Genomic DNA, 10,962 nt, shown 5'->3' with positions numbered 1-10,962 from the left:
CGAGCGCCGTGTCCGCTCCAAGATTTTCGGTACGGCAGAGGCTCCTCGTCTCACCGTTCACCGCACCAATGCTCATATTTACGCTCAGGTTGTTGATGATGCAGATGCAAAGACCATCTGCTCTGCTTCGACGCTGTCCGCAGAGTTCCGTGCCACGGGCAAGATTGGCTCTAACAAGGAGGCAGCCGAGTTTGTTGGCAAGCTTATCGGTGAGCGTGCGCTCGCCGCAGGCGTGACCGCGGTCAAGTTTGACCGCGGCGGCCGCATCTATCATGGCCGTGTCAAGGCTCTCGCAGATGGCGCCCGCGCAGCGGGCCTGAAGTTCTAGGAGGAATGTAATGCCACGTGATCGTAAGCGCCAGCAGGACTCCGACCTTCAGGAGCGCGTCGTCTACATCCACCGCGTCTCCAAGGTCGTCAAGGGTGGTAGGCGTATGTCTCTCGTCGCCCTGGTAGTTGTCGGTGATGGTAAGGGCAACGTAGGACTCGGACAAGGTAAGTCCACCGAAGTGCCTCTGGCTATTAGCAAGGGCGTTGAAGACGCCAAGAAAAACATGTTCCATGTGCCTCTGACTGATGAGGGCTCTATTCCTCATGCTGTCGAGGGCCACTACGGTGCTGGCAATGTTTTGCTTAAGCCCGCAGTTCCTGGTACCGGCGTTATCGCTGGCGGCCCCGTCCGCCCTCTTTTTGATGCCGTGGGTATCAAAAATGTCATCGCCAAGTCTTTGGGCACTGACAACGCACTAAACATCATCAAGGCCGCCGCAGAGGGCCTCAAGGAGCTCGAGAGCCCCGAGGCTACTGCAGAGCGTCGCGGTCTCTCCTTTAAGGAGATGTTTGCCGGGAAGGAGGCATAAGCGATGGCTGAAAAGACCCTTACTGTCAAGCTCGTACGCAGCGCCGTCGCCTCCGTCAAGAAGGATCAGACGGCTACCTGCAAAGCCATGGGCCTGCGCAAGATTAACGACGTCGCGGTTCTGCCCGACAATCCGTCTGTTCGAGGCATGATCTTCAAGGTCAAGCACCTCGTCGACGTTAAAGAGAACTAGGAGTTACCCAATGCAGCTCACAGATCTCCGCCCTGCAGAGGGCGCGAAGAAGGCGCGTAAGCGCATCGGCCGCGGCAATAGCTCTGGTCATGGCACCACCGCTGGTCGTGGCTCCAAAGGTCAGCTTTCCCGCTCTGGTGGCGGCAAAGGCGCTGGCTTTGAGGGCGGTCAGCAGCCGCTCGCAATGCGTTTGCCCAAGCTCCCTGGTTTTACCAATCGCAACCGTGTTGAGTACGCCCCCGTCAACGTTGCTCGTCTTGAGGCTCTCTATGAGTCCGGTGAGACCGTTGATGCCGAGAGCCTTATGGCAAAAGGTGTTATCAAGCACGACTATGTGCCTGTAAAGGTCCTCGGCGACGGTGAGCTCACCAAGAGCCTTACTGTCAAGGTTGACAAGGTCTCCGCCTCTGCCAAGGCAAAGATCGAGGCGGCCGGAGGAAAGGTCGAGGCAGCGTGCTAAAGGCGATCCAAAACGCGCTTCGTATCCCCGAGCTTAGGGGCAAGATTGCGATTACCGTCGCAATCCTTGCCCTCTACCGCTTTGGGGCGTATCTGCCTGTTCCTGGAGTTCCTTTCTCCGCTATGCTCGCAGCGTATAAAAATGCAGCTGCAGGTAGCGGCGCGCTTACCGTGCTCAACCTCTTCTCAGGTGGTGCACTGTCGCGCGTTTCTGTCTTCAGCTTGGGCATCATGCCCTACATCACTGCGCAGATTATTCTGCAGATGATGCAGGCAGTTATCCCTTCGCTGGGAGCACTGGCGCGTGAAGGTGAGTCTGGCCAGCGCAAGATTACGCAGTACACGCGTTACCTCACTGTTGTGCTTTCTCTTATTTCTGCCATTGCCTACCTATTCCTCTTCAAGAGCCCTACATACGGGATGGACTTCTCCCAGATGGGCATCCCTTCGCTTCTTGAGGACGTTATTGTTGTCTTTACGCTGGTTATTGGCGCGCTCATCATTATGTGGCTGGGCGAGGTTATTACTCAGCGCGGCATCGGTAATGGCATGTCCCTCATCATCTTTGCCAACATTATGGCAGGGCTCCCTGCCGCCATCATTCAGTCTGTCGTCGCCGAGGGTAATATTTTGGTGACCATTTTGACGGTGGCGGTGGTTGCGGCGATTATCCCCGTTATCGTGTATATCGAGCGTGGTCAGCGTCGCATTCCCGTGCAGTATGCCAAACGTGTTGTTGGGCGCAGGATGATGGGTGGTCAGTCTACCTACCTGCCCATTAAAGTGAACACTGCAGGCGTTGTACCCATCATCTTTGCTTCGGCAATTTTGTATTTGCCCGCTCAGATTGCGGTATTCTTCCCTGGCGTGGGTTGGGTCCAGGCTTTTGCGAATGCAGTTTCTACTGGCTGGATTAACTGGATTTTGTCGATTGTCTTCATCGTGTTCTTTGCATATTTCTATACTGCAATGGTGTTTAATCCCGATGAAACAGCAGATCAACTGCGCAAAGCTGGTGGCTTTATTCCTGGCGTGCGTCCTGGCAAGGCCACGGCTGACTATATCAAATCGACTCTCGATCACATTACGTTGCCTGGTGCTATCTTTATGGCTGCGCTGGCTGTAGTGCCTTCGATTGTGTTCTCCTTTACCAACAACAGTCTCATTCAGAGCTTTGGTGGTACGTCGATTCTGATTATGGTTGGCGTTGCGATGGATACAATTGCATCTTTGGAATCCCAGCTCAAGATGCATAACTACGACGGGTTCTTCAAGTAGTTCAGTCGTTTACACAGCGTATATGCGCATATAATGCCAACACAGGCGTCTCTCTTTTGTGGGAGGCGCCTTTTGTATGTGTGGGTCGCAACTTTCAGCAGGCAGGTGGATGTTAGATTGAGTACGCGTCTTGTTGAATGACTCATATGTGCTGCTGTTAACAAATATGCCACACACGCACTCGCACAGTCTTCTAGATTTCGTAGATAATAGAAGTGTATCTGTCTTTGTTTGACTTCAAAGAAAGAGGCACGTATGAACATTGTTTTGCTTGGCGCGCCAGGGGCGGGAAAAGGTACGCAGGCCCAGAAGCTCGTTGCCGATTTTGGTGTAGCCCACATCTCTACAGGTGATCTTCTTCGCAATGCGGTAAAAGCGGAGTCTGAGCTTGGGCTTCAGGCAAAGTCGTATATGGACGCAGGTCAGCTGGTGCCTGACAGCCTTGTTATTGATTTGGTCAAGGAGCGTCTTGCTGAGCCTGATGCGCAAAAAGGCTGGATTCTCGATGGCTTCCCGCGCAACACCGCACAGGCAGAGGTTCTGGATGCTGAGCTTGCCAAGATGGGTATTGCGCTTGACGGAGCTCTGCTTGTGGACGTCGCTTTTGATGTGATTGTTAAACGTCTTTCTTCTCGTCGTACCTGCCGTAGCTGTGGTTATACTGCAGGTCCCGAGACGGAGGTTTGCCCTCGCTGCGCTGGTGAAATGTATCAGCGCGATGATGATAAACCTGAGACTATTCAGAAGCGCCTAGATACCTATCAGTCCAAGACAGCTCCGCTCGTTGAGTATTACGAAAAACAGGACAAGCTTCTCAAGGTTGACGGCGATCGTCCTGTGGATGAGGTCTATGCCGATACGAAAGCACAGCTTGGCCTATGATTCATATCAAAGGGCCCGATGAAATTCAGCAGATGCGCGTAGCAGGAGCTATTTCCAAAGCAGCTCTGCGCGTAGCAGGCACTATGGCCATTCCAGGCGTAACAACCGCAGCGATTGACCGTGCTGTTGAAGACTATATTCGGGCGCAGGGAGCAAAGCCTACCTTCAAGGGCTATGGGGGCTTTCCAGGAAGTATTTGTGCATCTCCTAATGCTCAAATTGTTCATGGTATTCCTAACGAGAATACGGTCCTGCAAGCAGGCGATATTCTCTCAATTGATACGGGCGCTACCAAGGATGGTTGGGTAGGGGATAACGCATGGACTTTTTTGGTGGGCGAAGTTGCTCCTGAAATTCAGGGTTTATGCGAAATTACGCGAGACTGCCTCGTGGCAGGTATTGAACAAGCAGTGCCGGGCAACCGTCTGGGCGATATTGGTCATGCTGTGCAACGTCTCGCCGAGGCGCATGGCTACGGCGTCGTGCGTGAATATGTTGGCCATGGTGTAGGCCGCAAAATGCACGAGGATCCCAATGTCCCTAACTACGGTCGTCCTGGTCGTGGCGTAAAGCTCCAGGTAGGTATGGTTATTGCGATTGAGCCTATGATTACGCTTGGTAGCTACGATACGCGCATGTGGTCCAATGGCTGGACCGTGCAGACTGCTGATGGCTTGGCTGCTGCGCACTATGAAAACACTGTTGCGATTACGGCAGATGGACCTCTCATCTTAACGGCTGATGAGCTGGGACCCTGGTGTGCCATGCATGGCGGGATCGAGTCCGAAGGAGAATTACCCTGCGTTACCGAGGAGCTTGAGCAAGAAGTGTCGCAGGAACCTCTGGCTGAGCCGGATGATGCTTCGGATGGCATTTCTGCCGATAGCACTGCCGTTCTGCCTCTGTAGTTAGATGTTGCATTTTTCTCGAGCCCAGCTCCAGGTCTCGTGAGCTGGGTTTTTTGTGCGTAAGCCCTGCGGACGTGTGACCATTTCGGATGCTCATGAGCTACCCATCGCTGCCTGCGAGTGTGCAAATGACACACTCCCTTTCAAATGGGGCAGCTCTGCTTGTCAAATGCCACATTCCGTTTCAAGTAACACAGCTCTGCTTGCCAAATGCCACATTCCGTTTCAAGTAACACAGCTCTGCTTGCCAAATGCCACGTTCTGTTTCAAGCAGACCGGCTCTGCCTGTCAAAAGCCACATTCTATTTCAGAAAAAATGTCAAAAGCCACATTCCGTTTCAAAAGCCCTGACGTTTCCGCAGGTAAATTTTTCTTGCGTGAAATGAAACGTGGCTTTTGGTAAAAAAAGTGAAGTAGAACGTGGCGTTTGGCACCCGGCCTAGAGGGACATGAAACGCAACGTGGCTTTTGGCACTTGGCCTAGAGTGGCATAATCTCCCGCCAGTCGAACGTGACGCTTGCCCACGAAAATAGACTCAAAAACAGAAAGCTTGCGAATAGTTTGTGAAATTCGCGCAAGACTTTGCAGAACAGAGGGGGATAGCTCGACTTTAGTTGCAGAGGCGATTATTATTGACTATTGCTGTCATTGTGCGATTTTACTCTGACAGTCGTGAGATTTGGCGAGGAGAGAGCAGGACAGGTGAGCAAGCAAAACGCAATCGAGCTAGAAGGCAAGGTCGTTGAGCCTTTGCCGAATGCAATGTTTAACGTCGAGCTCGAGAACGGCAAGACCATTCTGTGCACCATCTCAGGCAAGATTAGGATGAACTACATCCGCATTCTGCCCGGCGACCGTGTTGTCGTCGAGATTTCTCCCTACGATCTTACAAAAGGACGCATTACCTACCGTTACAAGTAGACAGTGTGTTCGGGCAGACGTCTTGACTCGCCACAGCCAAGGCCAAGCCATGCAAGGACACAGCCGGGAATTCACGCCAGCGGCTGGGCGATGACATAGTTCGGACCGGCACTACCGGAAGGAAAGACAAAATGAAGGTACGTCCTTCGGTCAAGAAGATGTGCGATAAGTGCAAAATTGTACGCCGCCATGGCAAGGTTTTTGTAATCTGCGAAAACCCTCGTCACAAGCAGCGTCAAGGTTAAGGGGGCAACAAGTTGGCACGTATTAACGGCGTCGACCTGCCGCGTGACAAGCGCGTTGAGGTTGGCCTCACCTACCTTTATGGCATCGGCCAGACAAGCGCCACCAAAATCTGCGAGGCCTGCGAGATCTCCAAGGAGACCCGCGTTAAAGACCTTACAGAAGACGAGGTGACCAAGATCCGCGATTACATCGATGCAAACTTTACGACGGAGGGTGACCTTCGCCGCGAGCGTCGTACGAATATCGCCCGTCTGATGGAGATTGGCTGCTACAAGGGCCTGCGTCACCGCAAGGGCCTTCCTGTAAACGGCCAGCGCACCCACACCAACGCACGCACCCGCAAGGGTCCGCGTCGTCAGGTCGGTGGAAAGAAGAGGGGATAACGCATGCCGCAGAAGAAAAACGTTCGCAACACGCGCGTGCGTCGTGCGGACCGCAAGAACATTGCAGTAGGCCAGGCACACATTAGGTCTACCTTTAACAACACAATCATTTCGATTACCGACGCACAGGGCAACGTAATTGCTTGGCAGTCTGGTGGCACCGTCGGCTTTAAGGGCTCTCGTAAGTCCACGCCGTTTGCAGCACAGGTGGCAGCAGAGGCTTGCGCCAAGGCAGCTATGGAGCACGGCCTGCGTAAGGTTACCGTTTTTGTGAAGGGTCCTGGTTCGGGTCGTGAGACCGCCGTTCGTAGCCTCCAGGCCGCAGGTCTTGAGGTCTCTGGTATCCAGGACAAGACTCCTATCCCCCACAACGGTTGCCGTCCCCGCAAGCGTCGCCGCAACTAATCAGGAAGGACAGACAAAATGGCAGTTGATAGGACTCCTGTCCTCAAGAGGTGCCGCGCGCTCGACATCGATCCCGCGGTGATGGGTTATAACAAAAAGTCTCACCGTGAGCCCAAGCAGTCTCGCCGCCAGCCGTCTGAGTACGGCCTGCAGCTCCGCGAGAAGCAAAAGGCAAAGTTTATCTACGGTGTTCTTGAGAAGCAGTTCCGTATTTATTACAAGCGCGCAATCCGTGTTGAGGGTATTACCGGTGACAACCTGATGGCACTCCTCGAGAGTCGTCTGGACAACGTTGTTTTCCGTCTCGGCTTTGCTCGTACGCGTCGCGAGGCTCGTCAGACCGTCCGTCATGGTCACATCACCGTGAACGGTAAGCGTGTCGATATTCCTTCTTATCAGGTTCAGACTGGCGATGTTGTCGCAGTTGCTCCTGAGTACAAGGATCTTCTTCCCATCAAGGAGGCAGTCATTGCTTCTGAGCACATGACTGTTCCTGCCTGGCTGGAGGTTGACATCGAGAAGCTGTCTGGCACCGTTCTTCAGGTCCCGACTCGCGATCAGATTGACCTTGTCAATGACGAGACAATCGATCCGCAGCAGATCGTCAACCTGTACTCCCGTTAAACCGGTAAGTCAGGAGGATTTACATGTCCGAGTTCATTCGGCCAGAAGTTTCGGTGGAAGAGATCAGCGAGCACCTCGCACGTATCAGCGCAGAGCCGCTGGAGCGTGGTTATGGCGATACGCTGGGCAACTCACTTCGTCGTGTTCTGCTTTCCTCTCTTGAGGGTGCAGCTATCGAGGCAATCAAAATCGATGGTGTCCAGCATGAGTTCACCACCGTGCCTGGTGTCTATGAGGATGTCACCGATATCGTTCTTAACGTCAAGGGTCTTGTGTTCCGCGCAAATGGCACGGGCGATGAGGCTATTGCCACCATCAACGTTGACGGCCCCATGACCGTTACGGGCGGGGATTTCCAGATTCCTGCTGAGTTTGATTTAATCAACAAGAGTCAGGTTATTTGCCATCTCGGCGAAGGCCAGCACCTTACGATGTCTATGCGCATCGCTTGTGGTCGCGGCTATGTGTCGGGCGATGACAACGATCACGATAATTCCATTGGCGTTATCGCGATTGACTCTCTGTATTCGCCTGTTCGTCGTTGTGCCAAGGTTGTTACCCCGTGCCGCGTTGGTCAGCATACCGACTACGATCGCCTTGTGCTTGAGGTGGAGACCGATGGCTCGATCTCCCCGCGCGATGCCGTTGTCGAGGCTGCCAACATCATCAATCAGCACATGGCTGCGTTCATGACGCTGACTGATGAGGAGGAGCCTGTTGAGGACACCTCAATCTTTGCGACGGGTGAAGAGGAAGAGGACAACACCGACCTCGATAGGGCAATTGAGAGCCTGCAACTATCTGTACGCTCTTACAACTGCCTCAAGCGTGCTGGTATTCACTCTGTGCGCCAGCTTGTCGAGTTCTCTGAGAACGACCTGCTCAACATTCGCAACTTTGGCGTCAAATCCATCGAGGAAGTCAAAGACAAGCTCGAGGATATGGGCCTGGGACTTAAGGCCTAGTCGTCCGCACCTTTTAGAGGAGTAGCAAGACCATGAGACACAATAAAAAGAAGGGTATGAAGCTCGGTACCGATGCGAGCCACACCAAGGCAATGAAGAAGAGCCTTGTTTGCGCCCTACTTTCTAACGATCGTATTAAGACTCTGGATCAGCGCGCCAAGGCTATCCGCCCTGAGGTTGACAAGATCATTACTTGGGCAAAGCGTGGCGACATTGCCGCTCGCCGCATGGCTATTGCCAAGCTGGGCGACAAGAATGTTGTTGCCGAGGTCTTTGACCGCGCAGCTCAGGGCCAGTGGGATGGTCGCAATGGTGGCTATACCCGTATTATGAAGCTTGGTCCCCGCAAGGGCGATGGCGCTGAGGTTGTCATCATCGAGCTCGTTACCGAGCCTGTTGCCCCCAAGGCTACCGCTAAGGTTACCAAGGTCGTTGAGCCCGCTCCTGCCAAGGAAGAGGCTCCTGAGGTCGAGGAGACCGCCGAGGCAGCTGAGTAAAGCTTTCGCTTTAGGTATGTTCAAAGGGGTCTGGACTTGCGCCAGGCCCCTTTTTGCCATTTGGAGATACCAAACTTTTGCAAGAATAAAAGGTGGGCTATGACTGAGGCAGCAGGAACTGAGGCAGCAGGAACCATAGTTGTGCGCCTAGGCTATAGAGGAACAGACTTTGCTGGCTTTGCTGAGCAACCAGGACAGCGCAGTGTTGCAGGTGAGCTGCGACGTGCTCTGGAAACTGCGCTACGACGTCCCATTGAACTTGAATGTGCGGGGCGTACGGATGCAGGCGTGCACGCGCAGGCACAGTATGTGAGTTTTTTGGCTGATGCCAGTGAGTTGCAACGACAAGGAAGACGCCTTAAAGCATCACTTGTCGCGCTAACCCCGGATGATATTTCTATTGCGGAGCTCTATCAGGCTCCAGCGGGTTTCTCAGCTCGATTTGATGCCATAGAGCGGCACTATCGCTATCGCATCGCCGTAGGCAATGCGCGCCCCGTGTTGTCATGGGGACATGCGTGGTGGTTGCGTAGCGCACGCACGCTTAATGTGGAGCAGATGAATAATGCCGCCACAGCACTGCTGGGCGAGCATGATTTTCGCAGTTTTTGTAAGGCAAGCTCTGTTGCTCTTCTTGATGAAGCAGGGCGCTCTACCTCACGCTGTGTGACAAAGCTTGAAGTGTCACAGCTGGAAGAGGCGGGCGAGCAGCTTGTTGTGGTGGACGTTGCAGGTAATGCTTTTTTGCACAATATGGTGCGCATAATTACAGGCTCTTTGGTGGAAGTGGGACGTGGACATCGTGAGCCCGACTGGCTTGCGAAAGCCCTACAAGCGCGCAATCGCAGCGCAGCGGGCCCTACAGCACCTGCAGAAGGGCTCTGCTTTACCGCAGTAAGGTATCCGCAAGCCGTGCTCAAGCCTTGGGATTAAGAATCGTTAGACATCTGGCAAGGTCGGCTATACTCAGTCAAGAGAAATTGTACGCTATGAAGGCGAGGAGATTTTTATGCTGCACAAGCGCGAGCGCTTTGAGCGCACAGATGTGCCTCGTAGTGATAGAGCCGGCTTGATTTTGGCTTGTGCTGCGGCTGCATTTGTGTTCATTGGTCTTGTTATCTCGCTGCGCTGGAGTTGGGTTATGGCGCATCGCGATGTCAACCTAGGTGATAGGGCCCTCAAAACGTCTATCAGGGCGCAAGGTGAAATTGTAGCGCCCAAGGGCTATAAAGCTTCCAGCGATAACTTTACCAATGTGCTGGTTTTCTCGGTTGATAATCCCCATGCAGCAAAGCCCAAGCTACATGCAGTTCAGCTGCTATCGATTAATGTGAGCAAGGGCACAGGCAGTTTGGTGAGTATTCCTGCGGATACGAAGCTTACAACTGACAAAGGCGATACAACACTTTCTGCTCGCTTTGATGCTGTGGGTGCCTCGGAATGTATTGCTCCTCTATCACGCGCGATGAATGTACACCTATCTCACGCAATCGTGAGTACTGATGATATGTGGGAGCATATTGCTCAGATCAAAGATGCTGGTATGCAGTCGCTTATTGGTTCGTCCACAAAGATTTTGGAGTCTCTTAAATCTGACATGACTTTTGCTGAGATGACTGATCTGGCCGAGCGCACACTTTCTATTGGTATCAACAAGCTGACACGCAGTGAGGCTCCTGCTGCTGATGCCAAGCTCAAGGATGGCACTCAAGCCAAATCTATTGATGCCAACAAGCTCAATGAGGCCTTGGGGACACAGGTAGCAGCTAAGTAATACCTCAGTTGAGCATAATTTGTGCAAGCATTATCCACATTGCTGGAATATCCGTGAGCAGCGACAAGATTTGCTGTTATATATTCTTTGAGACGCGATAATCAATAGTAGAACAGTAGAAAATGACATAGGTATTGTTGCTTGTGGTGTCGTTTGTATTTTGAGTCAGTGCTCAAAAGGAGTTTCCAGATAGATGAGCAGGCTTTTTGACAAGCCCTTAGTTTCGATTGTGATGCTTGCCCACAATGTGGACGGCAGCATCTGTCGTGCTGTCGAAAGTCTTCAGCGTCAGACCTGCGAGAATTTCGAATTACTTGCCGTTGATCTAAATTCGGATGACCGTACAAGCGACATGCTTGAACGTATGGCAGATAGGGATATTCGAATCACAATTTTGCATCAAAGTGATGATGTTCAGCTGGTGCTCAACTGTGTGCTTGATCAGCTGAGCGGTACGTATCTCATGTTTGTACGGGGCAACGACTGGCTTGAGCCTTCTGCACTGGAAGAATTACTCAATGTGATGGAGCAGAGCAATCCTGATCTTGTGCTGTCTTCCTACTATAT

16 protein-coding genes and 1 pseudogene are annotated in these 10,962 nt (G+C 52.8%); all 17 read left to right on the top strand.

Going from position 1 to position 10,962, the window contains the following annotated elements:
• Window positions 1–328 (top strand): 50S ribosomal protein L18 (gene rplR, locus Q0X25_RS05225; protein WP_298579543.1); only part of this gene is annotated, 328 nt, incomplete at its 5' end.
• Between the two features lie 10 nt (window positions 329–338).
• Window positions 339–860: a 30S ribosomal protein S5 gene (rpsE, locus tag Q0X25_RS05220; protein WP_298579540.1), complete on the top strand. Its 522-nt coding sequence runs from the start codon at window positions 339–341 to the stop codon at window positions 858–860.
• 3 nt (window positions 861–863) lie between these two features.
• On the top strand, window positions 864–1,052 hold the full coding sequence (gene rpmD, locus Q0X25_RS05215) for a 50S ribosomal protein L30 (protein WP_298579537.1): 189 nt from the start codon (window positions 864–866) through the stop codon (window positions 1,050–1,052).
• A gap of 10 nt (window positions 1,053–1,062) precedes the next feature.
• Complete coding sequence (gene rplO, locus Q0X25_RS05210; protein WP_298579534.1) at window positions 1,063–1,512, top strand: 50S ribosomal protein L15; 450 nt, start codon at window positions 1,063–1,065, stop codon at window positions 1,510–1,512.
• A complete protein-coding gene (secY, locus tag Q0X25_RS05205; RefSeq protein ID WP_298579531.1) occupies window positions 1,506–2,789 on the top strand; it encodes a preprotein translocase subunit SecY in 1,284 nt (427 codons plus the stop codon). Before rplO ends, secY begins: the two co-directional genes overlap by 7 nt.
• A gap of 255 nt (window positions 2,790–3,044) precedes the next feature.
• Entirely contained in the window at window positions 3,045–3,671 is a 627-nt protein-coding gene (locus Q0X25_RS05200) for an adenylate kinase (RefSeq protein ID WP_298579528.1), read from the top strand.
• Window positions 3,668–4,447, top strand: a pseudogene (map, locus tag Q0X25_RS05195) (type I methionyl aminopeptidase); the annotation flags it as partial. The gene Q0X25_RS05200 and the pseudogene map, both read left to right, overlap by 4 nt.
• An 835-nt stretch (window positions 4,448–5,282) precedes the next feature.
• Window positions 5,283–5,501 carry a translation initiation factor IF-1 gene (gene infA / locus Q0X25_RS05190; RefSeq protein WP_021734522.1) on the top strand — a complete coding sequence of 73 codons (219 nt, stop codon included), beginning with the start codon at window positions 5,283–5,285 and terminating at the stop codon, window positions 5,499–5,501.
• Between the two features lie 131 nt (window positions 5,502–5,632).
• A complete protein-coding gene (gene rpmJ / locus Q0X25_RS05185; RefSeq protein ID WP_021626867.1) occupies window positions 5,633–5,746 on the top strand; it encodes a 50S ribosomal protein L36 in 114 nt (37 codons plus the stop codon).
• Between the two features lie 12 nt (window positions 5,747–5,758).
• The gene (gene rpsM / locus Q0X25_RS05180; RefSeq protein ID WP_021626866.1) at window positions 5,759–6,130 is read left to right on the top strand and encodes a 30S ribosomal protein S13; all 372 of its coding nucleotides are present in this window, start codon (window positions 5,759–5,761) and stop codon (window positions 6,128–6,130) included.
• Between the two features lie 3 nt (window positions 6,131–6,133).
• The gene (rpsK, locus tag Q0X25_RS05175; protein WP_021626865.1) at window positions 6,134–6,535 is read left to right on the top strand and encodes a 30S ribosomal protein S11; all 402 of its coding nucleotides are present in this window, start codon (window positions 6,134–6,136) and stop codon (window positions 6,533–6,535) included.
• 18 nt (window positions 6,536–6,553) lie between these two features.
• On the top strand, window positions 6,554–7,159 hold the full coding sequence (gene rpsD / locus Q0X25_RS05170; RefSeq protein ID WP_298579519.1) for a 30S ribosomal protein S4: 606 nt from the start codon (window positions 6,554–6,556) through the stop codon (window positions 7,157–7,159).
• A 23-nt stretch (window positions 7,160–7,182) separates the two neighbouring features.
• The gene (locus Q0X25_RS05165) at window positions 7,183–8,124 is read left to right on the top strand and encodes a DNA-directed RNA polymerase subunit alpha (RefSeq protein ID WP_298579516.1); all 942 of its coding nucleotides are present in this window, start codon (window positions 7,183–7,185) and stop codon (window positions 8,122–8,124) included.
• 32 nt (window positions 8,125–8,156) lie between these two features.
• A complete protein-coding gene (gene rplQ / locus Q0X25_RS05160) occupies window positions 8,157–8,621 on the top strand; it encodes a 50S ribosomal protein L17 (RefSeq protein ID WP_298579513.1) in 465 nt (154 codons plus the stop codon).
• 99 nt (window positions 8,622–8,720) lie between these two features.
• The gene (gene truA / locus Q0X25_RS05155) at window positions 8,721–9,554 is read left to right on the top strand and encodes a tRNA pseudouridine(38-40) synthase TruA (RefSeq protein ID WP_298579510.1); all 834 of its coding nucleotides are present in this window, start codon (window positions 8,721–8,723) and stop codon (window positions 9,552–9,554) included.
• Between the two features lie 76 nt (window positions 9,555–9,630).
• A complete protein-coding gene (locus Q0X25_RS05150; RefSeq protein WP_298579507.1) occupies window positions 9,631–10,395 on the top strand; it encodes a hypothetical protein in 765 nt (254 codons plus the stop codon).
• A 193-nt stretch (window positions 10,396–10,588) separates the two neighbouring features.
• A partial coding sequence (locus Q0X25_RS05145; protein ID WP_298579504.1) for a glycosyltransferase family 2 protein occupies window positions 10,589–10,962 on the top strand: 374 nt, incomplete at its 3' end.

The sequence above is a fragment of the uncultured Olegusella sp. genome (assembly GCF_947253395.1).
GTDB lineage: Bacteria > Actinomycetota > Coriobacteriia > Coriobacteriales > Atopobiaceae > Olegusella.
This window is presented reverse-complemented; position numbering and strand designations above follow the sequence as displayed.

Coding starts and splice junctions, on each gene's coding strand:
- rplQ (WP_298579513.1), top strand. CDS start 8,157: ATGAGACACAATAAAAAGAAGGGTATGAAGCTCGGTACCGATGCGAGC.
- Q0X25_RS05200 (WP_298579528.1), top strand. CDS start 3,045: ATGAACATTGTTTTGCTTGGCGCGCCAGGGGCGGGAAAAGGTACGCAG.
- rpmD (WP_298579537.1), top strand. CDS start 864: ATGGCTGAAAAGACCCTTACTGTCAAGCTCGTACGCAGCGCCGTCGCC.
- rpsD (WP_298579519.1), top strand. CDS start 6,554: ATGGCAGTTGATAGGACTCCTGTCCTCAAGAGGTGCCGCGCGCTCGAC.
- Q0X25_RS05165 (WP_298579516.1), top strand. CDS start 7,183: ATGTCCGAGTTCATTCGGCCAGAAGTTTCGGTGGAAGAGATCAGCGAG.
- Q0X25_RS05150 (WP_298579507.1), top strand. CDS start 9,631: ATGCTGCACAAGCGCGAGCGCTTTGAGCGCACAGATGTGCCTCGTAGT.
- truA (WP_298579510.1), top strand. CDS start 8,721: ATGACTGAGGCAGCAGGAACTGAGGCAGCAGGAACCATAGTTGTGCGC.
- rpsE (WP_298579540.1), top strand. CDS start 339: ATGCCACGTGATCGTAAGCGCCAGCAGGACTCCGACCTTCAGGAGCGC.
- rplO (WP_298579534.1), top strand. CDS start 1,063: ATGCAGCTCACAGATCTCCGCCCTGCAGAGGGCGCGAAGAAGGCGCGT.
- rpsK (WP_021626865.1), top strand. CDS start 6,134: ATGCCGCAGAAGAAAAACGTTCGCAACACGCGCGTGCGTCGTGCGGAC.
- rpmJ (WP_021626867.1), top strand. CDS start 5,633: ATGAAGGTACGTCCTTCGGTCAAGAAGATGTGCGATAAGTGCAAAATT.